Origin of the sequence: Actinokineospora auranticolor (assembly GCF_041897805.1) — a bacterium.
Classification (GTDB): Bacteria; Actinomycetota; Actinomycetes; order Mycobacteriales; family Pseudonocardiaceae; genus Actinokineospora; species Actinokineospora auranticolor.
On sequence record NZ_CP154825.1, the window covers coordinates 6,529,630 to 6,554,731 of the forward strand.

Consider the following 25,102-nt stretch of genomic DNA (forward strand, 5'->3'; position numbering starts at 1 on the left):
CGGTGACAGGCGATGCGAAGACGGTCAGTTCCGCAGAACCCGCCCTGGTGGCCATCGCCTTCTTCCTGTTGCCCACCATGGTGGACGACTCAGGCGACACCCACAGCGGGGCGTGGGTCGCCTCCTCCGGCGGGTGGCTGACGCTGCTGTGGCTGGTACCCGTCGCCGCGATAGCCATGTGCGTACTCCGGACCAGAACCGTCGTCGTGGGTTCGATCGCCGCCGCCTGCGCCCTCGGCTACATCGCGGGACTCGAAGGGATCACCCACCCCTCCGGCACACTGACCCTCCTCGACGAAGGGATACCCCCATCAGCGGGAATCGGCTGGGGCCTCCCGCTGATCGTGGGTTGCCTCGTAGTCACACTCGCGCGATGCGCACTCAGGTTCGGCAGCCCCTACCGGAGCGGCACCCTCGCCGGTGTCGCCCTGGGCACCGCCGTCTCGTTGGTACTGCTAGTAGTCACCTACGAGGACGGTCGAGGCCGAGCCATCCTCCTGCCCTCGGAACCGGGCCTGCCGAGCTTCCAGCGAGGCACCTCGATCCCCGGTGACACCCAGTCCCTCTACCTCGTCCCCGCGAAGTGCGACCTGACCCAACCCACCATGACACCCGTTGCCCTGCGCACCGACACCAGAGTCACCGCCGCCAGCTCCTACCAGGCCGTCCTGCAAGCGGGCACCCCCGTCCTGGTCGACCGCCGCGGCATCCCCCGGTTCCGCTGCTCCGACGGCCTCTCCCTCGAACCCCCTCGCGGAGAGACCAAGGGATACGTGACCACACCGTGGGCGGACCTCACCGCGGTGGAGGTCACGCCCGCCGAGCAGGACATCGCCGCGTTCCTCCTGATGGGCAACGGAAACCTCGTCCGCAGAACCGCCGGGACCTCCGACAGCTTCCCCCTGGTCCGCGGAACCGCGATCCCCCAGGGGAACTACCGAACCGTCGGCGCGATAAGCACCTGCATAGCCGCCAACTGCGCCAAGTCCCAAATAGCGATCTTCACCCTCGCCACGACCGGCTGCCCGAACACCTGCCGGATCCAGGTGATCGACTGGACCGAGGGCTCCCGCCTCCGGAAGACAGGAGACACCTGGTCCTCAACCGACCCTCTCATAAGACCACCGGTCTGCAACGGCACCCCCATGACGGCGACCCTGACGACAACGGTCAACGTCAACACCGGCACACTCGTCGCCAACACCTGGGCAGCCAACGACGTGGAGGGCGACATCACGCTCGACGCGCGCGGCGCCAACTGCGACGACATGAAGGTCACCTGGCACTACACGGGCAACCTCAAGCCGTAGACCGCACCGACCAGCCCGTAGAAGCGGACCGCGCTATCGGAAACCCCAAGCACGCGGTGGGTCCAGCCGCCCGCACACCCGGATGCGCCAACCGACACGCTTCTGGAGGCCACCTCCCGGTCTGGCGCGGTGGGTGCATCCCGTGCCACCGAATGGATCACTCACGGTAATTGGACACCGCAGTGGCCAGGACCACACTCGAACGCGGCGCGTAGCCGAGATATCCCTTACTCCATTGGAGATCATCGCACGCCGGAACCGGCGGCCAGGACAGCGCGCGTCGATCGAGGTAACGGAGCGTGTGTGCCGGCTACCGGCAAACAGTCCATTTGGGTCTTCGGCCACCGGTTAACGTCGGAGACGCCACACGGCAACACAGGCATGCTCGTGGCACGAAGCCCTCGCGACCTCGAAGACTGGAGAACACCATGTCCGCAGGTACTCGCATGTCGACAGCGTCCCGAATCGCCCTCACCGCCACTGCGGGTATCGCCGCCGCGCTCGTGCTGGCCACCCCCGCCTCCGCCACCCCCACCACCTACATCACCACCTTCCCGACGCTGACCCAGTGCACGGCCGTGGGCGACCAGGCCGTGGCGGAGCACGTCTTCACCTCCTACACCTGCCGCAACGGTGTCGCCGGGTACGACCTGCTCGGCGAGCCCAGCGCCGCCACCTTCACCGACGTCTACATCGCCACCTTCGGCACCCAGGCCGCCTGCGACACCGCGGGCACCAACGGTGAGACCTCCCCCGCCGCGTGGACCAGCCACAAGTGCCGGTCCGGCTTCACCGGCTGGGACCTGCTCGTCACCAAGTAACCCCACGCCGAGGGCGGCACCGCGCCGCCCTCGGCAGCCCGCCCTATGTCCACATAGGACCAGAACCGCGTGCTCACTCGCCGGTCACGGCCCCGTGGACGCGGTCGACCACCACTCGATACCCTTCCCGGACAGCGCCAAGCGCTGATCGCCGCACCCCGCTTGACGCGGCGACAGCGCTAGCAGGGACGCTGAGTCACGCGCGGAGGGGACGAAGTGACCACCGGGGACCAGGCGCCGCACCACCCACGGGAAGACAACGCCCCGGCCGCCGTCGAAGACAAGGTCGGCGCGAAGGCCAAAGCGCTGCTGGACAACGCCCGCGAGTTCGCCGAGCGGGCCACCGCCCTGCTGGCCGCTCCGGAAGCGCTGCGGGAGAGCGCGCGCCTGCAGATCGACGTACTCGCGGATCAGGAGACCCAAGCGGCGCTGGCCGCCCGCCCGATCACCGACCTGCGCCGCCTCGCGGGCAAGGGCGCTCGACTGGGCGCCCTCGCCGACGCGGGTTACCGCACGGTCGCGCACGTCGTCGGCACGACTCCGACCAGCTTGCAGGCCGTGCCGGGCATTGGCCCGCAGTCGGCCCAGCAGATCTCCGCCGCCGCGCACCGGCTCGCGCGCGATGTCCGGCAGGAGATCCGCGTCCGGTTCGACCCCGACCAGCGGCGCACGGGCGAGACGCAACTCCTCGCCACCCTCGCCGCCGCCCGAAACGCCGACAGCGTCCGAGGTTCTCTGCAAGAAGAGCTGCGGCAGTTCACCGCACATGCCGGGCACCTGGTCCGGGAAGCGCGACCGACCGCGGGCCGTATCCGCATGTGGTTCACGTTCGGCAAGCGGAAGCGGTCCGCGCTCGCCGCCCTTGCCCAACTCGACGCACTGCTGGCGGCTCCCCGAACCTCGGGATTGCGCCACACCGTCGACGAGCAGGAGCGGGCGGTCGACCCGGCCTCCCACCCGCCCGAGCAGCTGTGGCGGGAGTACTCCCAGGACGCCGCGGACTTCAACGCGCTGCTCTCCACGCTCGGCGGGCACGGCGACAGCGACGACGGCGAGGCGGCGCAGGGGTTCCTCCCCGAGGAGCTGCGGCAGCAGATCACCGCCGTCCCGCTGGACACCGGCCTGCTCAAGGCGACCCTGCGCGGCTACCAGGTGTTCGGGGCGCAGTACGCGATCCACCGGGAGCACTCGATCCTCGGCGACGAGATGGGGCTCGGCAAGACCGTCCAGGCCCTCGCCGCGATGACGCACCTGGCGACGATGGGACAGGCCCGCTTCCTCGTGGTCTGCCCCGCGAGCGTGCAGATCAACTGGCTCAACGAGATCCGCAAGCACACGGCGCTCACCGGGCACAGCCTGCACGGCGCGGACCGCGCGACCGCCGCGGACCGCTGGCGGCGCACCGGGGGTGTCGCGGTCACCACCTTCACCACCCTCGGCCGCCTCGACCGCGTCGCCGACGCCGGGATCGCGCTGCTCGTGGTGGACGAGGCCCACTACGTGAAGAACCCAGAAGCGCAACGCTCGCAGCACGTCGCCGCGATCGTGGCCAAGGCGCAGCGGGCGTTGTTCCTCACCGGAACCCCGATGGAGAACCGGGTCGAGGAGTTCCGCACCCTCGTCCACTACCTGCAGCCCCGGGTCGCCCGCGGCCTGGACGCCGCCGACGCCGTGGCCGGGGCGAAGCGGTTCCGCCGCGCGGTCGCCCCGGTCTACCTGCGCCGCAACCAGGAGGACGTGCTCACCGAACTGCCCGACAAGATCGAGGTCGAGGACTGGGTGCGCTTCTCGCAGGCCGACGCCACCGCCTACGCCACGGCCGTGCGCGCCAAGAACCTCATGCGGATGCGCCAAGCGGCGTTCCACTCCCCCGACTCCGCCAAACTCGGACGCCTCGCCGAGATCGTCGACGAGGCCCGCGAGGACGGTCGCAAGGTCGTGGTGTTCTCGAACTTCCTCGACGTGCTCCAGACAATCCACAACAGACTCGGCAAGTCCGTGACCGGTGCCCTGACCGGCTCGGTCCAGCCCGAGGCCCGCCAACGACTCGTGGACACCTTCTCCCGGCACGAGGGCCACGCCGTGCTGCTCAGCCAGATCGAGGCGGGCGGGGTAGGGCTGAACATCCAGGCGGCGTCCGTGGTCGTGATCGCCGAACCGCAGTGGAAGCCCAGCACCGAGGAGCAGGCCATCGCCCGCGCCCACCGGATGGGCCAGGTCCGCAAGGTCCAGGTCCACCGACTGCTGGCCAAGGACAGCGTCGACGAGCGCCTCCGCGAGGTCCAGGAGCGCAAGAGCCTGCTGTTCGCCGAGTTCGCCCGCAAGAGCGACGCCAAGGACGCGGACCGCCGATCGGTCGACACCGGCGAACACCGACCGGACTTCCTCGACGACGACGCCATCCCGGTGCCGCAACGCATCATCCGCGCCGAGCAACTCCGCCTCGGCATCGATTCCTGAGGGGACAACGAGAAAGCACATGGTTCTGGCCAAGGAGACGAAGCTCCAAGAGTTGCTCGAGGGGTCGAAGCAGTACCAGGTCCCGCTCTACCAGCGGACGTACTCGTGGTCGACGGACCAGCTCAAGCAGCTGTGGGAGGACATCACCCAGCTGGCCGAGGACCGCGTCGACGACCACCGGGCCACACACTTCATCGGCTCGGTGGTGCTCACGCCCAGCCCGGCCAACGGGCCGACCGGGGTCCAGGAGTTCCTGCTGATCGATGGCCAGCAGCGGCTCACCAGCCTGTCCATCCTGCTGTGCGCCATCCGCGAGCACCGGGCCGCGCGGGACGGCGCGCTGCACCGCGAGCGGATCAACGAGCAGTACCTGATCAACAAGTGGGAGTCCGGGCGGCAGCGCCTGAAGCTCGTGCCGACGCAGGCCGACCGGGCCGCGTACCTCGCCTGCCTGGACTCCACCCCGCAGGCGGGTGGTGTCGACCGGGTCGGCGCCGCCTACCGGTTCTTCTCGGCCCGGCTCGCCGCCGCGGACGACCCCGACGACCCGCGCGACATCGCGCGGATCGAGGACGCGGTGATCTCGGGCCTCGCCCTGGTCTCGGTCATCTCGCAGCAGGGCGACAACCCGCACCGCATCTTCGAGTCGCTCAACAACACCGGTCTGCGCCTGACCCAGGCCGACCTGCTGCGCAACTACCTGTTCATGCGGCTGCCCACCCGCGGCGACGTCGTCTACGAGTCGCGGTGGCTGCCGCTGCAGCAGGCGCTGGACCGCGACCAGTTGGAACTGCTGTTCTGGCTCGACCTGGTGCAGCGCGATCCGCGGGTCAAGCAGGCCGACATCTACACCGGACAGCAGCGCCGCCTGGAGCGGATGCGCACGGAGGACGACATCGAGGCCGAGGTCGCCCGGTTGGGCGGGCTCGGGCAGCTCCTGCGGACGATCCTCGACCCGTCCCGCGAGCCGGATCAGGCGGTGCGCCACCGCCTGACCCGGCTCGGCGCGTGGGGCACCACGACCGTCTACCCGGTTCTGCTGCACCTGCTGGAGCGGCGGGCGAACGGCACAGCGGACTCCGCCGAGATCGCCTCGGCGATGCTGTACCTGGAGAGCTACTTCGTCCGGCGCCTGCTCATCGGTCGCGCCACCGCGGGCATCAACCGGACGTTGCTGTCGATCGTGACCGAGATCGACGCCACCGCGCCCGCCGACGAGGCCATCCGGCGCTACCTGTCGACCGGCCGCAAGTACTTCGCGGGCGACCGCGAGATCCGCGCGGCGGCGCGGTCGGTGCCGTACTACCTCAACGGCCGCCCGCACCAGCGAACCCTGGTGCTGCGCTGGTTGGAGGAGACCTACGGCAGCAAGGAGCCGGTCGACCCGACCTCCCTGACGATCGAGCACGTACTGCCCCAAACACCGACCCCGGCCTGGCGGGAATCGCTGACCGCGGACCTGGCGGCGGACGAGGAGTTCGGGCAGGCGCACGAGGCGCTGGTGCACACCCTCGGCAACCTGACCCTCACCGGGTACAACTCGACGCTGAGCAACAGCCCGTTCCCGATCAAGCGCCCGCAGTTGGCGGGCAGCGGCGTACTCATGAACCAGGAGATCGCCCAGCAGGAGCGCTGGGGTCGGCCGCAGATCCACGAGCGCGCGGACGCGCTCGCCGAGCGGATGATCGCCGAGTGGCCGGGCCCGGCCGACCGCGACCAGGCCACGGCGCCGGGAACGGCGTGGGAGGTGATGAACCAGGCCCTCGCCGAACTGCCGCCCGGGTCGTGGACGACCTACGGCGACCTCGCCGCGCTGATCGGCAGCCACGCCCAGGCCATCGGGCAACGCCTCGCCACCACGCCCGCCCCGAACGCGCACCGCGTGCTGCAGTCCCAGGGCACGGTCTCACCGAACTTCGCCTGGCTCGACCCGACGCGGACCGACGACCCGCGGACCCTGCTCGCGGCGGAGGGAGTCGTGTTCGACCACCTCGGCCGGGCCGACCAGACCCAGCGCGTCACCACGGAAGGGCTCGCCCTCCTGCTCGGCGCCGACGTCCCGGACCTGCGCCCCGCACCCGAACCGGGCCAGGACCCGGGTTCGGACGCGCGGTTCCTCGGCCAGCTCGCGGAACGGCAGGGCCACGACATCGCCGAGGCCGTGGTCGCGGTGACCTTGGCGTGGACCGCGATCGGCGGCTACGTCGCCCACGGCAGCGGGCAGGAGACGTCCCGATTCCTGCTGTCCCGCGAGAAGTCCCACCCGGCGGGTCGGATCTGGCCCGTGGTCATCTACCCGAGCGGCACCGTCGAGGTCGTGTTCCAGCACCTGCGCGGGCGCCCCCCGTTCGACGACCCAGCCCGGCGCGAGGAGTTCCGCACGCGGCTCAACGGTGTGGACGGGATCCACCTGCCCGCGGGGAAGATCGACCTACGCCCCGGCTTCGACCTCGGTGTGCTGCTCGACGCGTCGGCGCGGGAGAAGTTCGTCCAGGCCCTCGACTGGTTCCACGCGGTCGTCCGCGACAACGAACCACCCGGAAGCGACGTTCCATGACGGTGGGACACGGTCCAGCGCAGTTTCCTGTCGCTCCCGAGGAGCATCGAATCATCCCAGGAGATCGACGAGAAGACCCGGCAGCGCGAGCGCGGCCGCATGGCGCCGAGCCGGTGGGGGCACGCCGCCGGTCAATCCACTGTGGACTTAACCCAGCCTGTGCCCGTCCAAGGGGACGACCCCCATGCGGCACGGCGCGCCGTGGTGGCTGCTGCCCTGCTCGTGCTGCTGGTGCTCGCGTGGCGGCTGGTGCGCGCACGGCGGCGGTGAGGTCAGAACAGCCAGGCGGCACCGAAGGAGAAGCGCGGTACGAGGTTCGTGAAGCCGAGGTGCACCTCGCCCGCGGGGTCGATGTCGAGGGGGTCGCGGGGCGAGGTGAGGTCGTCGACCTCGTTCGGGAACAGGCCGTCGATCCGCCACACCCCACGGGGAACGCGACCGGCGCCGAAGCGGACGTGCAGGTCGAATCGCGCGCACGGGTACCGGGGCGTGCAGAGGTAGTAGGGCGACATGGTGACGCGGTCGGCGAAGGTGAACCGCAGCTTGTACTCGTGTTCGGTGTTGGGGGCGAGCTCCTTCGGCAGGACCAGCCGGTAGCCCACGCGGGACCGGGAGTGCCGCAGGTAGGTGCGCAGGGTGCCGCCGAACAACACCTCGACGACCGGGTTGTCCGGCGACGGGCCGGGACCGGTGCCGCCGATGGGCACCGAGTACTCGAGGTCGAGCCCGGTCGCCGGGGCCCCGGTGACCGCCACCCGCCGTGTCTCGTACACCTGCGGTGTCGGCTGGTCCATGACCACGGCGCAGGACAACGCCGTGGTGCGCCAAGGGGTCCCGGCCCGCTCGTCGTCCGGCACCGGCCGCCACCGGGCGATCGCGGCCTCGGCGATGAGCAGCAACCCCTCGTCCACGCGCCGGACAACCGTGCGGGTGTCCCGCTCTAGTTCCCGCTCCACCAGGTCGAGGCGCTCCTTGAGGGTGGGCAGCCTGGTGTGCTCGGTCAGCGCGTAGGCGGCGAGCACGGCCAGCCGGAGGTCGGGCGGGAGGTGCGCGGCGAGTTCGCGCAGCCGGTCGGCCAGCTCCACGGCGGCGCCGCTTTCCCCGTCCAGCGCGAAGACCACGCGGACCTGCGCGGTGATCTGCGCCGCGGCGCGCGGGCCATCGAGACCGCGCCCCTTGCGCAGCGGCTTCAGGTCTCTGACGAGGTCTTCCGCAGTGGTCATCGCGCCGGTCCTTCCCGGGCGCCAGCCGGGAACTGGCGGCGCCCCGCGGACCATCCTGGCCCGCACGCGGTACAGGACCATGCCGTTCGCGGGGGCGTGTCACGACTGGGCGACCACACTTCACCCGACCGCCGCAGCGCCGTTCACACGACCGGACCTACCCGGGCCTGCGGAAGCGGAGGACCCCGAGGGCCAGGAACCTCGGCATGGCGCGGATGGCGTTGTGCAGCACCGTCATCTCCAGCGCCTGCTCGGCGATCCACCCAAGGCTCTCGCGCCACGGCACCGGTCGGGGGTGCCCGCCTCCGCCGTGTGCCCAAGCCGTACGCGGCGAGACCGAGACCGAACCGGGTCGTGCGGCACTTCCAGCGCCCGGTGCGGCTGCCTGGTCATCAACCGGGTCCTGGTGTGCCGCACGTGCGGCTCGCGGGTCCGCGGGTCGTCCTGTCCGAACCAGGCATCGGACTCGGCGGCGAGCACGTCCAGGCGGTCTTCCGCGGTGCTGCACACGCCCACATCTCGCGGTAGCGACCATGAACCACTCGGGCCGCGACACCTCGGAGGTGGGCCTGGCCCGTCCACCTCGGCGACCAACTCGGCCGTGATCCGATCCCCTTGCTCGAGGTCAACGTCCCGGAACACCCGAACCCCCGACCCGCCCGGTGAACAACGCGTCGGACTCGGTATCGCGGACGCGCGCCACTGACCTCCCAGAGCCACGTGGTGCCCCAACTCCAGCCCCGGCGACCCGGACCTGCTGCCCGGCAGCCACCACGACGCGTTCGCCACTCCCGAAGGACACCCATGGCGACGGCCGAACTGCCGGCAGCGGTTCTGGCGACGGCCCCGGGATGACGTGAACCCCGATGCGCCCACCGCGGCGGATCCCATCCCGGCGATCCTGCCGTGGTTCACCCTCCACCAAAGCCGCCACGGCTGACCGAGGACGGCGCCCCAGAGGTCACCCGTCGGACGCGATCGAGGCAGAGGATGAAGGGGATCGGCCGCACCTACGACCATATGACCGAGGCCACGCACAAGCAGATCCTCGAAGAATCCCGCCGTCTCCCAATCACTGAAGCCCCGCCCCCTCATGAGGGGGCGGGGCTTGTGACCAGTGTAGATAACTGGTGGGCGATACTGGGATTGAACCAGTGACCCCTACCGTGTCAAGGTAGTGCTCTCCCACTGAGCTAATCGCCCGAGGCGGAGGCGGGAATCGAACCCGCGTACAGGGCTTTGCAGGCCCTTGCCTAAGCCACTCGGCCACTCCGCCGGAACCCGAAGGCTGGGCCCACGGGGGGCCGGCACTGTGGCCGAACCGCTTCCGAGCGGACGACGGGATTCGAACCCGCGACCCTCACCTTGGCAAGGTGATGCGCTACCAGCTGCGCTACGTCCGCAAGCCACTGGATCTTGGCTCACAGGGGATAGTATCCGGGATTGCCGGACTTTCCCACCGCGTTCCGTTCTCCGTGGTGCGAGTGGAACTCTATCCGACGCCCGTTCGTGGTTCCAAATCGGGGGTCGGATGTCGGTGTTTGCTCAGGTCAGGTCGGTGGAGATCAAGTGGGTGAGCGCCTCGTCGACGTCGACCCACAGGTGCTCGTTGCCGGGGACGACCACGTCGTAGGTGCGGTCGAGGAAGTCGGCGAGTTCCTGGGCGGAGGCCTCGAACACCGCGTGCCCGGACGGGGAGCTGAGCTCGATCACCACGACCTCGGGGTCGTCGACGGCGGGGCGGATGCGGACGTCGCCATCCCCCGCCTCGGCGATCAGGCCGTCGGCGAGCAGGTCGCGGGCGAACACCCACTCGACCCACCCGGCGCGGCCGGTGCGGAACGCCGCGACCACCGCGTACGGGTCACGCGTGTCGTAGCGCAGCTCGACCTTCACCGGGACCGCGGGGGTCCTCGGCGCAAGCAGGTCGAACACCGCGGTCGACCGCAGCGTGACGTGATCGTTTCGCATCGTCGCTACCCTTCTGCTCCCCTCCCAGCCAAACGACTGAGTCCCTTCTATGTGACGCCACCACGCCGGGTCCGGGACGCGGAACCGGGGGACATCACCCGTCCGGTCCACTCCCCGTAGCGCAGGGCAGTCACGCCGCTTCGCAGAGTGACGAACCTGCTAGCGACTTCTCCATACTGGCTGGTTTTCGGCCGGGGTGGTAGCGGCATGAGCACGAATGTTCGTTCCCGGTTTTCCTCATCGGCGGGCGATGCCGCGCTGACCTGGGAAGGCAGCTCCCGGCTGTGGCAGGAGCCACCTTCCCGCAGGTCACAGCTGGGTTAAGGCCGTTGGCCGTGCCGCACCCGAGCGGGCGCAGCACAATGGAGGAAGACCCACGGGGAGGGTGGTGCGCAGGTGGCCGGAGAGACGTACGAGAAAGGCGCGATGCGTCCGGCGTGGGCCAACCGGAACAACGCGACCCGCACCGTCTGGCGCGTCGGCGTTGGACTGGTCGGTGGACTGGTCCTGGTCGGCGGGATAGTGATGATCCCCTACCCAGGCCCCGGCTGGGTCGTGGTCTTCCTGGGCCTGGCCATCCTCGCCGTCGAGTTCGCCTGGGCCCACCGAGCCCTCACCTACGCCCGCGGCAAATACGACGCGTGGACGGAGTGGCTCAAGCGGCAGAGCCTCGCCGTCCGCCTCTTGGTCTTCGCCCTGACGGGCCTCATCGTCGTCGCCACCATCTGGATCCTCAACGGATTCGCCCTGGTCGGAGGCTGGTTCGGCATCCACTGGCCCTGGCTGACCTCCCCCCTTTTCACCTAACCAAGACCATCCTGCTAAGCTTCCCCACGTCGCTGCGGCACCAGCCGCAACGGGCGATTAGCTCAGCGGGAGAGCACTTCGTTCACACCGAAGGGGTCACTGGTTCGATCCCAGTATCGCCCACTGGTTATACATGCAGGTCAACGCCCTGCCAACGGATCACGTTGGTGGGGCGTTGATCGTTTCGGGGAGCACGTGGGGAGCAGCGTGATCTGACCCCAATCGCCATACCGAAGGGGTCAGGCCGTTTTCGTTGGCACAGCGTCGTTTTCAGGCCGATCCGGCTTCACGCTCTGCTCCCCGAGAATGATCACGCTCCTGACCAGCGTTTTCTCGACCTGTTGCGGGTGGGATGGACGTGGTTGGTGTCGCCCTCGACAGCTGGTGAGGCACTCGCAGGACACAGGGTGGCCTATGACGCATGTCACTGAAGTGAACGCGCGTCGCCAAACAACTGCGCCGGCGCAAGTACTGGGGCGGGTGTCACATCGTGTCCACCTTCTAAGGTTGCCGTTTACAGGACCAACTCGATAGCTTCGCCGACCGCCTCGGCGTGACCGGGCCCGAGTCCGACCGATTGGTCGAGACCGGGGCGTTCGCGCAACAGATCACGCGCAACCTCACCGCGGCCGAGAACGACCCCGCGCTGCGACGGACGGATCAACAAGGCAGCCGCTTCGGCACACCCACCGTGGTGGTGAACGGCAAGGTGGTCGACTGGCAACAACCGGGCTGGCTCGACAGCGCCTTCGCGAAGACCTGAGCACCTGGACACGTCCGAACCACGTGGTGCGGCAGTGTTGCAGGACACTGCCGCACCACGCTCGCCCCGGACGGTGACCACGTGGTCCGCGAACCACGTGCCATCGAGTGTGCGGACTCTGTGTTGCGGCGGGTCGCGCGGTCGCATTGCGTTCGGATGACGGTGGTGAACACCTTCACACCACCGGCCTGTAACGGCATCCACGCGCCGACCAGGGTCAGTGTTCCCGACCGCGGTGCAGCAGGGACACGAGCCCGCGGACGTGTTCCGGCCGACCGCGGACCACCATGGTGTGCTCGCGCAGCGCCGCGCGCATCGTGGTGTGGCCGAGCCAGACCCCGACGAGCGCGGTCACCGTCGTGGTAAGGCGGACACCGGTGTCCGCCCTCGGTTCTCCCTTGTGCGCGAAGGCTTTCCCCCGCTCGGGGCCGATCGACCAATGCCTGTGCTCGCCTGCGTCCACGATGTCGATCCACAGCGGGACATCGATGTCGTTCCCCGGCGCGCCTTGGGCGATCTCGTGGATCAGCGCGGTCACCTCCACCTGCGCGGAGGTGGGCCTGGGCAACCAGCGCCTGCCCCAAGCGCCGAGACCTTCGACCAGCGGGCGCAGCTCCTCACCGGACGCGGTCAGCCGGTACTGGTCGCGAGATCGTGACCGTTCCACGACTCCGGCTTGGAGCAGCGCCCGCAGTCGCTTCCTCACAACGGCTTTCGACAGGTAGGGGAAACATCCAACCAGCTGCGCACTGCTCGTCCTGCCGCGGAACAGTTCCCGCAGGATCGCCAGGGTCCACCTCTCGCCCAGCAGGGTACCCGCGCGATGGCGGCGTCGTGGTGTCCGTTCGTCGCGCCCAAGGCACCGTCCGATCCTCTGCGGATTCACGCCTGCGGGAGGGACTCGTCGTCGGAGGACTCGGCCGCCGACGCACTCGTGCCCGCCGTGCGCGCGCGGTGCTCGCGGATGCGCTCGTCGAGCTCTCGGGCCCTGTCCATCAGTTCGTTCAACGACCGCAGCAGGTGGTCGTCGGCTTCTGTCGGCGGTGGTCCGTCGTCGGCGGAGGTCATCAGAGGAATTCCCTGGGTTGTTCAGGCAGCGTGGGACTCGTGGGACCGCGGATCACCCGTGGTCCTCGCGGTGGCGACCAGCGTCGACCAGATGTCGGCGACGGAGAGGTAGGTGCGGTCGGGGAGCAGGCCGAGGGCGGCGAACACCTCGGTGGAGGCGCCGAGTTCGTGCGCGGCGTCGACCAGGGTGTCGCGGGGGACGGGTGTGCCGGTGAAGGCGTTCTGCACGGCCGAGGCGACTTCGGCGCGGCGGATGGTGAAGCGGACGAAGGGCCGTCTCATCTCCATCACGCCTCCTTGTCTCCGCCAGCGCGGCCGTCGGTCCGGGCGAGGCTCGACCAGACGTCGGCGAGGCTGGTGTAGCGCCGTTCCGGCAGCCGGTTGATGGTGGCGAACACCTCCGGGCGGGCGGCGCACCCGAGGGCGGCGTTGAGCATGTCGGACTTGGTCGCCGGGCGGTGCAGGAAGACGTCACCCACGCAGTCGCGCAGTTCGGCGAGGGTGGGTTCCGCGCAGTGGTCGCGCCGGTGCGGGATCGAGGGCGCGCTCCGCGGGGTGGGCACCGTGTGGGGTTCGCCGAGGATGTTGTTCACCTGTTCCTCCACTGGTCGGCGCCGCGGGGTCGAGTGCTCGTCCTCGGGCCGCCTGGCTTGCGGTCAGCGCCATCCTCGGGGGCCGTTGTTGCGCTCGTCCGGGACACTGTTTTGCGATCGTGTGACGATCGACCGCGAAATCGCCGTGCTCACCGTTGCTCCGGGTGTGGAAGGCAGCACCGCAGCCGCGCGACGTGGAAGACGGGCGAGCAGGCGGATGAGTCTCATCCGGTCAGACCGGGCGTTCGACGGCTGCTATGCCCACACAGCCTCGCCCAAGGTCTGTGAAGTAACGCCGACCGACCGACCGACCGGACTTCGAGGGCTGCGCGCGCCTCATCCGCCTGCCACCGGGAGTTTTATCGGATGACCGGACCAGATCACCAGCCCGAAGCAGGATGTGCCGGCTTTTGTCATCAACTCGTCAAGTTGTCGACGGGGGCACCGCCTCGGTTCTTTACGTTTTCGCGAAGGGTCTTCGGTGCGGCCCGAACGGGCCGCGATCGCGTTTATCGTCAAGTCACGGAATCGAGTCGCCCAGCGGAGGTGTGGAGTGGATATCGACACGGGCGCTGCGGCGGCCATCCGGACGCTGACCGATGCCGCGGGGGTCGGTCAGCGTGGCGGTCTTCGGATCACGTGGCGGGGACCCGCGCGTCCCAAGTACGACATGGCCGTGGTGGACGAACCGTCGGCGGACGACCTGGTCGTCCTGGGCCGCGACGGTGTCCGGGTCTTCCTGGACGCCGAGTCCGCCCAGGAGTTGGACGGGAAGGTTCTGGACGTGATCGACACGGGTACGCATTTCCGGTTCGGGGCCCGTCCGCCGCGGTGACCCGGCGCTGAGGCGACCGGTTGCGCCCGGGGTGGGTATGGGGCAGATTGCTCGGTGGAGCGCCGGGAAGTCTGGTCGGCACGCCCGGCACGCCGTGTCGGGCGGTTCGCCGTGCGATGGGGTGATTCGTGGCGCTGGTGCTGGCCTTCGGCTTGGTCCTGCTGCTGAGTGTGTCGTTGTCCGGGCTCGCGGCGCGCACGGTGCTGTCCACGGCGCTGATGTTCCTGGTGGCGGGAGCGCTGCTGGGCAGCGGTGGTTTCGGCGTGGTGAACATCCCCTCCGACGGCGGGTTCGTGACCGCCTTGGCCGATGTCGCGCTGTTCACGGTGCTGTTCACCGACGGGCAGCGCGCGAGCCTGCCCGCCCTGCGCGACGGGTGGCGGGTGTCTGGTCGAGCCTTGGGCCTGGGCATGCCGTTGACCATGATCGGCATCGCCGTTCCCGCGCACTTCCTCGCCGGTCTGGACTGGCCGACCGCGTTGCTGGTGGGTGCGATCCTGTCACCGACCGACCCGGTGTTCGCCTCCGCGATCGTCGGCCGCGACGACGTCCCGGTGCGGCTGCGGCGACTGCTCAACGTCGAGTCCGGGCTCAACGACGGACTCGCCCTGCCGTTCGTGCTGATCTTCCTCGCCACCGCCTCCGGGAACGAGTCGCACCTGGGCGTCGTGGCCCTGGAGTTGGTCGGCGGACTGGCGGTGGGGGTGGTGATCCCGGCCGCGATCGCGCTGGCGTGGCGGACCCGGCTGCTCACCGCCGAGCCCCGGTTGCAGGCGCTGGGGCCGTTGGCGATCGCCGTGGTGCTCTACGCGACCTGCCACCTCACCCACGCCAACCCCTACCTGGCCGCGTTCGCCGCCGGGTCCACCCTGGCCACACTCGATCCCCAGGTGGCCCAACGGTTCGAGCACTTCGGTGACCTGGTTTTTAGGCCGCAGCGGGCTCGTACTCGTTGATCAATCCTTCGAGTACCGGTCGGCGGCGTATCGAGGTCGTGCCAGGTATGGATACCGAGCGGTCTGGTCGTGGTGGAGCGAGTAGGAGCCCTTGGTGGGGACGTCGGTGGTTGTAGTGCCGGGCGTAGCGGTTCAACACTGATCTCAGGTGGCGTTCGTTGACGATCAGGAGTCTGTCGGTGAGTTCTCGCCGGATGGTGCCGACGAACCGCTCGGCGTGACCGTTCGCCCGGGGGCAGCGGGGTGGGATCTTCAGGACTTCGATGCCAGGGTCGGCGAGGACGGTGTCGAAGGCCGCGGTGAATTGCCCGCCGCGGTCGCGGATCAGGAATCGAAAAGCCTCGGATTTCCCACCGAGTTCCATGAGCAGATTTCGGGCTTGCTGGGTTGTCCACGGCCCGTCGGGGTTGGTGGTCGTACCGAGGATGTGGACATAGCGGGTACCGACTTCGAGTACGAAGAACACGTAGATCCGCTTCAGTGTGACGGCGCAGTCGATGTGGAAGAAGTCACACGCCAACAGGCTCCCCGCTTGAGCGCGTAAAAACCTCCGCCAGGACAGGTCGTCGACGCGCCTGGGTGCGGGCGGTATCCGCAGTCGCTTGAGCACTCGGCGGATGGTCGACGCCGCGACGCGATGCCCCAGCTTGAGCAACTCACCCTGGATCCGGCGATAGCCCCAGCCCGCGTTCTCCCGCGCCATCCGCTCGATCAACCCCACAACCGCTTCGTCCGCACGCGGGCGGCCCGTCCCGCGTGTTTGGGTCCACTTCGTGGCCACCAGGCGCCGATGCCATCGCAGCAACGTCCCAGGCGTCACCAACCGACACTCACGCAGAGACCGCGGCAACCAGCGAGTCAACGCGGCGAACACAGCACGATCCGTCCAACTCAACCGAGGCCGCGGAACCGCCCTGCGCAACACGGCAACCTCGTGGCGCAGCACCAGCAGCTCCACGTCCTTCGACGCCGACGATCGCCCCATCAGGACCAGCCACCCCACCAAGCCGAAGAAACACCACATACACCAACCGAAACATCACGACCCGAGATCCTGCCCGACGACCGCCAACGGGCGGCCACCGCCGCTCAGCAACTCCGCGCGACCTCTGGCACCTCGTAGGCCCAGGAGCCGTACGGTCGGTGAGCACCTAGTTGTCCACCTTGGTCTCAACCGCTTCGGCCAGCCCCATGGCCAGCGATCATGCCGTGCCGCCATATGTCATCGTCGCAGGTCAGATGCGTGGGCCGACTTCTGGAACCCCACAGGGTGTCACCCGGCCCGTAGCGCTCCGCCACCCAGCTGGAAAACTGGCCAGATGAGCCGATCGAAACGGGCGACGATCGATGCCCTGATCGCCGAGGCGACCGTCGACTGCTACAACGACAGTGAGTGCGTCACCGGCTTCTACACGATGTTGGAGAACAAGCTGATGGTGCCGTTCCACACCGAAGTTCTGGGTGTGGACGTCGCTGTCACCGGCGTCGTTCTAGGTGAAGACGACCAGGTCACCGCTGTCTGCACGCGCGGCCGGGCGAAACAGCGCATCCCGATTCTCGATCTGCCGCTGCCCACACCGCCGCCGGAGGGCGCGGAGTGTATCGACGCCTACCGCTACTGGCTACGAGGTGCATGAATGCAGAACAACGACAAACCCCAGGAATGGCCGACCGAGCAGGAAGCGTTGGCCAATCTCCAGGCGGTGCTCGAATTGTGCGCCGCCGGCCAGGTGAAGTGCAGCGAGAAGACCCACCGCCCGTCGGCGGCGACCATCCGCACCGTCACCGCGCACCTCGCGCACGGCGACTTCTATCCCGACGAACCCATCGCGGCGTTCGCTTGGCCTCTGCTGCTCCAGGCCGGCGGGCTCGCCGGCCTGGACGGCACCCGCCTTCGGTTGACCCCGAAGGGCCGGGCCGCGCTCGGCAACCCACCGGCCGAGACCATCCGCGGACTGTGGCAGCGCTGGCTCACCCACGCGGTGATCGACGAGTTCAGCCGGATCGACCAGATCAAGGGCCAGGGCATCCGCAACGTGCTCACCGCGGCCAAACCCCGTCGTCAGACGGTCGCCAAGGCGCTGGCGACCTGCCCGCCCGGCGAGTGGATCGAGATCGACACCCTGTTCACGATCATGCGCCGCGGCAACATGAGCCCCACCATCGCCCGCACCGACAGAGCGCTGTGGCGGCTCTGCCTCCAAGACCCGGAGTACGGCAGCCTCGGCTATGACGGCTTCCACGACTGGACGCTCCTGGAAGGCCGCTACACCCTCGCCGTGCTGTTCGAGTACGCCGGCACCCTCGGACTGATCGATCTGGACTTCGTCCACCCCGACGGCGCGCGCGACGACTTCCGCGACAACTGGGGCGGCGACGACCTGGACGCGCTCAGCCGCTATGACGGTCTGCTGGCGATCCGGCTCAACGCGCTGGGCACCTACGCCCTCGGACTGACCGACACCTACCACCCGACCGCTCCGGCCGCGGCCGGAGCTCCACCGTTGAAGGTGCTGCCCAACCTCGACGTCGTCGCCACCGGCGAACTCCCCGCCGCCGACCGGCTACTGCTGTCCGCCTACGCCGAGCAGACCGCCGACCGCGTCTGGACCGTCTCCTCGACGACCCTGCTCACCGCCATCGGCACCGGCCGCGACCTCACCGAGTTCACCACCTTCCTGACCCAACGGGCCGAACACGACCTGCCCGGCACGCTGACCACCCTGGTCAAGGACGTCCGTCGACGCGCCGCACAGCTCACCGACCTCGGCCGCTTGCGCGTGATCGAGTGCGCCGATCCGGCGCTGGCCGCGCTCATTACCCACGATCGCGGTCTGCGCGCGCTGTGCCGCCCCATCGGCGACCGACACCTGGCCATCGCACCCGGCCAGGAGCCGAAATTCCGCAAAACCCTGCTCCGGCTCGGCTACGTGCTGCCGTCCTAGACTCGACCGGCGGACTCGACCCGCCCCACATCGATCAGGAAGCCGCCACCGTTGATGGATTTCGAGGGCCTCGACCATCTGCGTCGCAACGAGCCGGCGTGGCGGTTGTTGCGCGCCGACAACGCGCCGCTCGTGCTCGGTTTTCTTGGCAAGGTCTTCGTCGACGACAACGTCCGGTCGATCTCGGCCACCGAGTTGATCAGCAGGCTGGACGACGAGTTGTACGCCCTCAACGAGCGGCTCGGCGACGGCTCCTTCCCCAAGTCCGCGAAGGCCTACCTCGACGACTGGGCGGCACCGGCGAACGGCTGGCTGCGCAAGTACTATCCGGCCGGCTCCGACGAGGTGCACTTCGACGCGACCGTGGCCGTGGAGAAGGCCCTGACCTGGGTGGACTCGCTTCGGGAACGCTCGTTCGTGGGCACCGAGTCGCGCCTGAACACGATCTTCGAGCTGCTGCGGCAGATGGCGTACGGCGCCGAGACCGACCCGGACACGCGACTGGCCGAACTGCGCCGGCGACGGTCCGAGATCGACGCGGAGATCAACCGGGTCGCGGGCGGGGAGTTCGCCGTCCTCGACGTCTCGGCCCAGCGGGATCGCTACCAGCAGTTCGCCGCGACCGCCCGCGAACTGCTGGCCGACTTCCGCGAGGTCGAGGCCAACTTCCGCGGCCTGGACCGGGCGCTTCGCGAGCGCATAGCCGGCTGGCAGGGCAGCAAGGGCCAGCTGCTCGACGAGGTGGTCGGCAACCGCACCACCATCGCCGACTCCGACCAGGGCCGCAGCTTCCAGGCGTTCTACGACTTCCTCCTCTCCCACGAGCGCCAGCTGGAGCTCGCCGAGCTGCTCGCGAAGGTGCAGTCTCTGGAGGCCGTCGGCGAGCCCGACCCCCGCATGCGCCATGTCCACCACGACTGGCTCGACGCGGCTGAACGCACCCAGGCGACGGTGCGGCTGCTGTCGGAGCAACTGCGGCGATTCCTCGACGACCAGGTGTGGCTGGAGAACCGCCGGGTGATGGACATCCTGCATAGCATCGAGTCCTCCGCGCTCAAACTGCGTGAACACCCGACGCCGACGATCACCTGTGACCTCGACGGCACGGCCCCGACCGTGGCGCTGCCCATGGAACGGCCGCTCTACACGCCCAAGGTGAAGGTTCCCCTGGACAGCGGGGGCATCACCGCGGCCGACGAGGACCTCGACGCCTCGCCGCTGTTCGAACAGGTCTACGTGGACCGTGAGCGGCTGTCCGGGATCGTGCGCGGCGAGCTGCGGGAACGTGCCCAGGTCGGGCTGGGCGAGGTGCTGGCGCGCCGGCCGCTGGAGCAGGGCATGGCCGAGCTGGTCGGCTACCTCTCGCTGGGTGACCCGGCGTTCCAGGTCGTCTTCGACGAGACCGCGCGCGAGCAGGTGGAATGGGTCGACGAGACCGGTACGGCCCGGGTCGCCACCATTCCCCGGGTGACCTTCACGCGGGTCGCCGGCCGCGGTCTTGTCGGTGGTGCTGCCTAGCATGGGGGCGTGACCACGTCGATACGCCGGGACGAACTCGACCTGCCGCTGGTCGTCACCCACCTGATGAAGGGGGTGGTCTACGCGGACAGCCACGAGAAGGTGTGGCGCCATCTGCTGCCGCTCCAGGCCCAGGTGCGTGACTACGTCGGAGTCATGGGGCTGACCGTTGTGATCGACGAGGCCGAGGGTTACGCCTTCCTGCGGTCGAAGTTGGACGACGAGGAGGACGGGCCGCTGCCGCGGCTGATCCCACGACGTGCTCTGTCCTTCCACGTGAGCCTGGTGTTGGCGCTGCTGCGTAAGAAGCTGGCGGAGTTCGACGCCTCCGGCGCGGAGACACGACTGGTCCTCACCCGGGAGCAGCTGGTCGAGATGGTGCGCATGTTCCTGCCCGAGAGCAGCAACGAGGCGCGGCTGGTCGATCAGATCGACACCCACCTCACCAAGATCGTCGAGCTCGGGTTCCTGCGGCGGATCACCGGGCAGGAGGTCGCGTACGAGGTGCGGCGCATCCTCAAGGCGTTCGTCGACGGACAGTGGCTGTCCGAGTTCGACCAGCGGCTCGCCGACTACACCGCACTGCTAGACGGGGAGGGCGAGGACTGATGGCGGGTCCGTCCACTGTGCCCAGTCTCGACGCCGAGGGGGCCGACCTCGCCGGCTATCGCCTCGACCGCTTGGAGGTGTACAACTGGGGCACCTTCGACCAGCGGGTGTGGACATTCCACCCGGAGGGCCGCAACAGCCTGCTGACGGGCGACATCGGCTCCGGCAAGTCCACCATCGTGGACGCGATCACCACGCTGCTGCTGCCCGCCCACCGCATCTCCTACAACAAGGCAGCCGGCGCCGAGGCGAAGGAGCGACACCTGCGGTCCTACGTCCTGGGCTACTACAAGGCCGAGCGCAACGAGGCGACCGGCGCCTCCCGGCCGGTCGGACTGCGGGACCGGCGTGCGTTCTCGGTTGTCCTCGGCGTCTTTGTCAATCGCGGCTACGACTCGACGGTGACGCTGGCGCAGGTGTTCTGGTTCCGCGACGCCTCCGTCGGCCAGCCCGACCGCTTCTTCGCCACCGCGGAGCGCGGCCTCACCATCGCGGGTGACTTCACCGAGTTCGGCGGGGACATCGCGGCGCTCAAGCGCAGGCTGCGTAAGCAGGGCGTCCGCGTCCACGACCATTTCCCCGCCTACAGCAAGGACTTCTGCCGGCGGCTGGGCGTCGACTCCGAGCAGGCGATGGAGCTGTTCCACCAGACGGTGTCGATGAAGTCGGTCGGCAACCTCAACGACTTCGTCCGCTCGCACATGCTGGAGCCGTTCGACGCCGCCGACTGGACCGACCGGCTGGTCCGCCACTTCGAGGACCTGACCCGAGCGCACGAGGCGGTGCTCAAGGCCCGTACCCAGCTCACCCAGCTCGAACCGCTGCTCGCCGACTGCGACGCATACGACGAGTTCGACCGGCGGATCGGGGCGGTCAAGGCCGAACGCGACGCACTGCGGTTCTACTGCGCCGACCGGAAGGCGACGTTGCTCGACGCCCGGGTCGCCGCGCTCACCATCGAGATCGGCGCACATCAGACCGAACTGGATTCGACGAAAGGCGAACTCGATCGGTTGCGCCGTAAGGAAACGGACCTCACCGTGCGACGCGCGGGCTCCGGTGGCGACCGCATCGCCCAACTCGAAGCCGACATCGCGACCGAGGAGCAGGAACGCGACCGCCGGCAGGTACGGCACGCCCGTTACCACGAGTTGCTGGCGTCGGCGGCGTTGCCCGCCGTGACCGAGCCCGCCCAGTTCACCGCCCGGCAGCGCGACATCGCGGACCTGGCAGGCTCCCTGGACCAGGCGCAGGCCGAGCTCCAGAACCAGCTCACCGATCTCACGGTCGAGCGGAGGGAACTCGACGGTGAGACCAGGGAGCTGGACGCGGAGCTGCTCAGCCTGCGCGAACGGCGCAGCAACATCCCCAAACGCAGTCTGGACGTGCGGGAGATGCTGTGCGCGGAGCTGAACGTCGACCCGGCCGCGCTCCCGTTCACCGGCGAGCTCATCCAGGTGCGCGCCGACTGCGCGGAGTGGGAAGGCGCGGCCGAGCGGCTGCTGCACGGCTTCGGCCTGTCCATGCTGGTGGGCAGCGATCACTACGACGCGGTGTCCGACTGGATTAACGACCGCCACCTCGGCATCAAACTCGTCTACTACCGGGTGCCCCGACGTCAGGGCCCGACCGCGCCCTCCCCGCTGACCGAGCGGTCCCTGCGCACCAAGCTGGAGATCAAGGAGTCGCCGTTCTCGGACTGGCTGGACCGCGAACTGGCCCACCGCGCCGACTACGAGTGCGTGGACACCATGCTTGAGTTCCGGCGCGCCCCGAAGGCGATCACCAAAGCCGGGCAGATCAAAGGCGCTCGCGGCCGGCACGAGAAGGACGACGCCCGTCGCATCGACGACCGCCGTCACTACGTGCTCGGCTGGGACAACCAGGCCAAGATGGACACGCTGCTCGACCAGGCCAACCGGCTGCAACTCCGGTGGCGTGAGCTGGACGGGCTGGCGGCCAGGGTCGGCAAGGACCTCGAGAGCAGGCGCCGGCTCGCCACCACGCTCACCCTGCTGGCCGAGTTCGGCTCCTTCACCGAGATCGACTGGCAGTCCTCGGTGAACCGCATCGCCGAGCTCGACGGCGAGAAGCGCGGCCTCGAACAGCAGTCGGACGAGCTGAAACAGCTCACCCAGGAGCTGGCGGCCGTCGGCGCACAGATCAAGAAGGCGGAAACCGCCCAGAGTGCGGCGCAGACGCGGCTCGGGAAGCTCAGTGGCCAGCGCGAAGACGCCGAGAGGCAACTGCGCGACACACAGACCATCTTAGACGAACCCGCGTGCGAGTCCGCACGGGCGTCTTTTCCCTTGGTGGACAAGCGAGTCGCAGCCAGAAGCCTGGCCACCCCGGAGGACTGCGACACCTGCCGCGTCGACGTGAACGAGGACATCACCACGGAGATCGATCGACTCACCGGACGGCAGAACAAGGTCGCGAACCGGGCGACCGGAAAGATGAGCGACTTCCGCAAGGCGTATCCGCTGGAGACCGAGGACTTCGACAACTCCGTGCAGTCCGCGGGTGAGTACCGGGCCCTGCACGACCGGATCGCCTCGGATGACCTGCCCCGGTTCGAATCCGAGTTCAAGACCTACCTCAACACCAACACCATCCGCGACATCGCCGGGTTCCACTCCCAGCTGACCAAGCAGGCCGACCTGATCAAGCAGCGGATCGAGACCATCAATGACTCGCTGGTGGACATCGACTACAACCCGGGCCGGTTCATCCGGCTCGAACCGCATCCCACGGTCAGCGTCGAGATCCGCGACTTCCGCAAGGAACTGCGGGATTGCACCAGCGGATCCCTGCACGGCGACGAGTCGGACCAGTACTCCGAGCAGAAGTTCCTCCAGGTCAAGGCGCTCATCGAGCGGTTTCGGGGCCGGGAGGGCCAGACCGAGCCCGACCGGCTGTGGACCCGCCGGGTCACCGACGTGCGCAACTGGTTCACCTTCGCCGCGTCCGAGCGGTGGCGGGCTGACGACACCGAGCACGAGAACTACACCGATTCCGGCGGCAAGTCGGGCGGCCAGAAGGAGAAGCTGGCCTATACGATCCTGGCCGCGTCGCTGGCCTACCAGTTCAAGCTCGACTGGGGCGCGCCGAAGTCGAAGACGTTCCGGTTCGTGGTGATCGACGAGGCGTTCGGCCGGGGCTCGGACGAGTCGACGCGGTTCGCCCTCGACCTGTTCCGGCGCCTCGGCCTGCAACTGCTCATCGTCACGCCGTTGCAGAAGATCCACGTCATCGAGCCCTATGTCGCGGCGGTCGGATTCGTGGACAACCAGACCGGTGACTGCTCACGGGTGCAGACCCTGACTATTGAGGAGTACCAGCGCCGCCAGCTCGCGCACGCCCTCGGGTCCACGTCGGCACGGGGTGACTGATGGCGGCAGCCTCCGCCTGGACCGTGCCCGGTGACGTCGTGAGCAGGCTGCGGCGACGTTGGGACCGGGGCGAGTTGCTGTCCCGGCTCGCGTCGGGTGCCCCGTGGGAGCCGCTGGCAGTCGGCCTGCGCGGGCCGAGCGCACAGGACACCGCCGCGCGCTTCGACGAGGCGCGAGCCTGGATCGACCAGTGGCGCAGGGTCCGGCATCTCCGGGTCGAGACGCGCACGGTCGGCGGCCGTGTCCTGGGCGCGAACGAGCTACCCGCTCGGGCCTGGGTCGACTCCTACGAGCAGTTGTGGGCCGCGCTTGGCGTCCACGCCGAGGTTCGGACCTTCATGGGCCTGCTGGACACGACCCGGCGACGGGCGCCGGCGATCGCCGACTGGATGGTCGTCAAGCCGATGGATGTGCTCGGCCACCAGGGCGGGTGGACCCGACTGGTCGACACCGTGCGGTGGATCGACGCGCACGCCCGTCCCGACATGTATCTGCGGCAGGTCGACGTGCCCGGCGTCGACACCAAGTTCATCGAGCGCCATCGCACGATCCTGGCCGCGTTGCTGGACCGGCAACTCCCGGAGCGCCGGGTCGACCGCACCAGGCCACCGTCCGACTTCGCCGGGCGGTACCAGTTTCGCACCAAACCCGCGTATGTCCGGTTCCGCCGGCTGTCGGACGGCGACGGCTTCAGCGAACTCGCCGTCAGAGTGCCCGAACTGGCCGACCGGCCGCCCACGGCGCGCACCGTGTTCGTCGTCGAGAACGAGGTCAGCTACCTGGCCTTCCCGCCCGTGCCGGACGCTGTCGTGATCTTCGGCGAGGGCTACGCCGCCTCCCGGCTGGAACCATTGCGGTGGCTGGTCGGCAAGAACCTCGTCTACTGGGGCGACATCGACACCCACGGCTTCGCGATCCTCAACCGGGTGCGCCAGATCTTCGGCCACTGCCGGTCGATGCTGATGGACCGGGCCACGCTCCTCGCGCATGAAAGCCACTGGGTCGACGAGCCCAGCCCGGTCAGCGGCTACCTGGACGCGCTGTGGCTGGACGAAGCCGCGCTCTACAACGACCTGGTCGAAGACGTCCTCGGCCGTGCGGTGCGACTCGAACAGGAACGCGTGTCCTACGCCGCCGTCGAACACGCCGCGGCAGCGTACGGCTCCACGCAGGACAGTCCCAAGCGGCCATAGTCGGCACGTGACAACCGCGGTCGGGGAGCAGCGCGGGAGCAAATGGGGAGCAGACTAGCGCGCTCAGCGGCCCTGAACTGC

The 25,102-nt window shown here is 68.9% G+C and carries 22 protein-coding genes and 4 tRNA genes; 15 read left to right on the top strand and 11 right to left on the bottom strand.

The window, feature by feature from the left end:
• Positions 1–2: 2 nt before the first annotated feature.
• The 4 genes from V5P93_RS28445 to V5P93_RS28460 all read left to right on the top strand — a co-directional run bounded on the left by V5P93_RS28445 (position 3) and on the right by V5P93_RS28460 (position 7,148).
• The gene (locus tag V5P93_RS28445) at positions 3–1,310 is read left to right on the top strand and encodes a DUF6777 domain-containing protein (protein WP_146108295.1); all 1,308 of its coding nucleotides are present in this window, start codon (positions 3–5) and stop codon (positions 1,308–1,310) included.
• A 446-nt stretch (positions 1,311–1,756) separates the two neighbouring features.
• Positions 1,757–2,131: a hypothetical protein gene (locus V5P93_RS28450; RefSeq protein ID WP_104482408.1), complete on the top strand. Its 375-nt coding sequence runs from the start codon at positions 1,757–1,759 to the stop codon at positions 2,129–2,131.
• Between the two features lie 216 nt (positions 2,132–2,347).
• A complete protein-coding gene (locus tag V5P93_RS28455) occupies positions 2,348–4,591 on the top strand; it encodes a DEAD/DEAH box helicase (protein WP_104482409.1) in 2,244 nt (747 codons plus the stop codon).
• 19 nt (positions 4,592–4,610) lie between these two features.
• The gene (locus V5P93_RS28460) at positions 4,611–7,148 is read left to right on the top strand and encodes a DUF262 domain-containing protein (protein WP_104482410.1); all 2,538 of its coding nucleotides are present in this window, start codon (positions 4,611–4,613) and stop codon (positions 7,146–7,148) included.
• 272 nt (positions 7,149–7,420) lie between these two features.
• On the opposite strand, the gene V5P93_RS28465 is transcribed toward V5P93_RS28460, so the two are convergent.
• From V5P93_RS28465 to V5P93_RS28490, 6 genes are all read right to left on the bottom strand, one after another.
• Positions 7,421–8,371 carry a hypothetical protein gene (locus tag V5P93_RS28465; protein ID WP_104482411.1) on the bottom strand — a complete coding sequence of 317 codons (951 nt, stop codon included), beginning with the start codon at positions 8,369–8,371 and terminating at the stop codon, positions 7,421–7,423.
• Between the two features lie 157 nt (positions 8,372–8,528).
• Entirely contained in the window at positions 8,529–8,657 is a 129-nt protein-coding gene (locus V5P93_RS28470; RefSeq protein ID WP_281261696.1) for a hypothetical protein, read from the bottom strand.
• Between the two features lie 842 nt (positions 8,658–9,499).
• Positions 9,500–9,574 (bottom strand) — tRNA-Val (locus tag V5P93_RS28475).
• Between the two features lies 1 nt (position 9,575).
• A tRNA-Cys gene (locus V5P93_RS28480) sits at positions 9,576–9,647 on the bottom strand.
• A gap of 54 nt (positions 9,648–9,701) precedes the next feature.
• Positions 9,702–9,774 (bottom strand) — tRNA-Gly (locus V5P93_RS28485).
• Between the two features lie 142 nt (positions 9,775–9,916).
• Complete coding sequence (locus tag V5P93_RS28490) at positions 9,917–10,342, bottom strand: SsgA family sporulation/cell division regulator (protein WP_018687187.1); 426 nt, start codon at positions 10,340–10,342, stop codon at positions 9,917–9,919.
• 396 nt (positions 10,343–10,738) lie between these two features.
• Here V5P93_RS28490 and V5P93_RS28495 point away from each other — a divergent pair, with 396 nt between their 5' ends.
• The 3 genes from V5P93_RS28495 to V5P93_RS28505 all read left to right on the top strand — a co-directional run bounded on the left by V5P93_RS28495 (position 10,739) and on the right by V5P93_RS28505 (position 11,912).
• A complete protein-coding gene (locus V5P93_RS28495; protein WP_104482412.1) occupies positions 10,739–11,149 on the top strand; it encodes a TIGR02611 family protein in 411 nt (136 codons plus the stop codon).
• A gap of 51 nt (positions 11,150–11,200) precedes the next feature.
• Positions 11,201–11,272: transfer RNA gene (locus V5P93_RS28500), tRNA-Val, on the top strand.
• A gap of 430 nt (positions 11,273–11,702) precedes the next feature.
• Positions 11,703–11,912, top strand: a complete 210-nt coding sequence (locus tag V5P93_RS28505) for a hypothetical protein (protein ID WP_104482413.1) — start codon at positions 11,703–11,705, stop codon at positions 11,910–11,912.
• A 217-nt stretch (positions 11,913–12,129) separates the two neighbouring features.
• Here the strand turns inward: V5P93_RS28505 and V5P93_RS28510 are convergent, their stop codons facing one another.
• Genes V5P93_RS28510 through V5P93_RS28525 form a run of 4 tightly spaced genes read right to left on the bottom strand, consistent with a single transcriptional unit; the run spans position 12,130 to position 13,573 of the window.
• Complete coding sequence (locus tag V5P93_RS28510) at positions 12,130–12,798, bottom strand: helix-turn-helix domain-containing protein (RefSeq protein WP_181043826.1); 669 nt, start codon at positions 12,796–12,798, stop codon at positions 12,130–12,132.
• Positions 12,795–12,980 (bottom strand): hypothetical protein, encoded by a 186-nt coding sequence (locus V5P93_RS28515; protein WP_181043827.1) that lies wholly within the window; start codon positions 12,978–12,980, stop codon positions 12,795–12,797. Before V5P93_RS28515 ends, V5P93_RS28510 begins: the two co-directional genes overlap by 4 nt.
• 21 nt (positions 12,981–13,001) lie before the next feature.
• Entirely contained in the window at positions 13,002–13,268 is a 267-nt protein-coding gene (locus V5P93_RS28520) for a DUF2795 domain-containing protein (protein ID WP_219824149.1), read from the bottom strand.
• Positions 13,268–13,573 (bottom strand): DUF2795 domain-containing protein, encoded by a 306-nt coding sequence (locus V5P93_RS28525; protein WP_146108296.1) that lies wholly within the window; start codon positions 13,571–13,573, stop codon positions 13,268–13,270. The genes V5P93_RS28520 and V5P93_RS28525 overlap by 1 nt, the downstream gene beginning before the upstream one ends.
• 553 nt (positions 13,574–14,126) lie before the next feature.
• Here V5P93_RS28525 and V5P93_RS28530 point away from each other — a divergent pair.
• Both V5P93_RS28530 and V5P93_RS28535 read left to right on the top strand, forming a co-directional pair.
• The gene (locus tag V5P93_RS28530; RefSeq protein ID WP_104482416.1) at positions 14,127–14,408 is read left to right on the top strand and encodes a hypothetical protein; all 282 of its coding nucleotides are present in this window, start codon (positions 14,127–14,129) and stop codon (positions 14,406–14,408) included.
• A 128-nt stretch (positions 14,409–14,536) separates the two neighbouring features.
• Positions 14,537–15,364: a cation:proton antiporter gene (locus V5P93_RS28535; RefSeq protein WP_245931658.1), complete on the top strand. Its 828-nt coding sequence runs from the start codon at positions 14,537–14,539 to the stop codon at positions 15,362–15,364.
• Here V5P93_RS28535 and V5P93_RS28540 read toward each other — a convergent pair.
• Positions 15,336–16,322: an integrase core domain-containing protein gene (locus V5P93_RS28540; protein WP_245931659.1), complete on the bottom strand. Its 987-nt coding sequence runs from the start codon at positions 16,320–16,322 to the stop codon at positions 15,336–15,338. The two genes, V5P93_RS28535 and V5P93_RS28540, sit on opposite strands and share 29 nt — an antisense overlap.
• A gap of 361 nt (positions 16,323–16,683) precedes the next feature.
• Between V5P93_RS28540 and V5P93_RS28545 the strand changes: the two genes are divergently transcribed.
• The 6 genes from V5P93_RS28545 to V5P93_RS28570 are packed head-to-tail and all read left to right on the top strand — an operon-like array spanning position 16,684 to position 25,021.
• Positions 16,684–17,001, top strand: a complete 318-nt coding sequence (locus tag V5P93_RS28545) for a calcium-binding protein (protein WP_104482417.1) — start codon at positions 16,684–16,686, stop codon at positions 16,999–17,001.
• Positions 17,002–18,309, top strand: a complete 1,308-nt coding sequence (locus V5P93_RS28550) for a helicase-associated domain-containing protein (protein WP_104482418.1) — start codon at positions 17,002–17,004, stop codon at positions 18,307–18,309.
• A 54-nt stretch (positions 18,310–18,363) separates the two neighbouring features.
• Positions 18,364–19,827, top strand: coding sequence for a DUF3375 domain-containing protein (locus tag V5P93_RS28555; RefSeq protein ID WP_104482419.1), 1,464 nt, complete (start codon positions 18,364–18,366; stop codon positions 19,825–19,827).
• Between the two features lie 9 nt (positions 19,828–19,836).
• Positions 19,837–20,436, top strand: coding sequence for a DUF4194 domain-containing protein (locus V5P93_RS28560; RefSeq protein ID WP_219824150.1), 600 nt, complete (start codon positions 19,837–19,839; stop codon positions 20,434–20,436).
• The gene (locus V5P93_RS28565; protein WP_104482420.1) at positions 20,436–23,828 is read left to right on the top strand and encodes an ATP-binding protein; all 3,393 of its coding nucleotides are present in this window, start codon (positions 20,436–20,438) and stop codon (positions 23,826–23,828) included. Before V5P93_RS28560 ends, V5P93_RS28565 begins: the two co-directional genes overlap by 1 nt.
• The gene (locus V5P93_RS28570; RefSeq protein ID WP_104482421.1) at positions 23,828–25,021 is read left to right on the top strand and encodes a DUF3322 domain-containing protein; all 1,194 of its coding nucleotides are present in this window, start codon (positions 23,828–23,830) and stop codon (positions 25,019–25,021) included. The genes V5P93_RS28565 and V5P93_RS28570 overlap by 1 nt, the downstream gene beginning before the upstream one ends.
• Positions 25,022–25,102: the final 81 nt, after the last annotated feature.

Coding starts and splice junctions, on each gene's coding strand:
- V5P93_RS28490 (WP_018687187.1), bottom strand. CDS start 10,342: ATGCGAAACGATCACGTCACGCTGCGGTCGACCGCGGTGTTCGACCTG.
- V5P93_RS28465 (WP_104482411.1), bottom strand. CDS start 8,371: ATGACCACTGCGGAAGACCTCGTCAGAGACCTGAAGCCGCTGCGCAAG.
- V5P93_RS28565 (WP_104482420.1), top strand. CDS start 20,436: ATGGCGGGTCCGTCCACTGTGCCCAGTCTCGACGCCGAGGGGGCCGAC.
- V5P93_RS28460 (WP_104482410.1), top strand. CDS start 4,611: ATGGTTCTGGCCAAGGAGACGAAGCTCCAAGAGTTGCTCGAGGGGTCG.
- V5P93_RS28550 (WP_104482418.1), top strand. CDS start 17,002: ATGCAGAACAACGACAAACCCCAGGAATGGCCGACCGAGCAGGAAGCG.
- V5P93_RS28520 (WP_219824149.1), bottom strand. CDS start 13,268: ATGGAGATGAGACGGCCCTTCGTCCGCTTCACCATCCGCCGCGCCGAA.
- V5P93_RS28450 (WP_104482408.1), top strand. CDS start 1,757: ATGTCGACAGCGTCCCGAATCGCCCTCACCGCCACTGCGGGTATCGCC.
- V5P93_RS28545 (WP_104482417.1), top strand. CDS start 16,684: ATGAGCCGATCGAAACGGGCGACGATCGATGCCCTGATCGCCGAGGCG.
- V5P93_RS28515 (WP_181043827.1), bottom strand. CDS start 12,980: ATGACCTCCGCCGACGACGGACCACCGCCGACAGAAGCCGACGACCAC.
- V5P93_RS28555 (WP_104482419.1), top strand. CDS start 18,364: ATGGATTTCGAGGGCCTCGACCATCTGCGTCGCAACGAGCCGGCGTGG.
- V5P93_RS28570 (WP_104482421.1), top strand. CDS start 23,828: ATGGCGGCAGCCTCCGCCTGGACCGTGCCCGGTGACGTCGTGAGCAGG.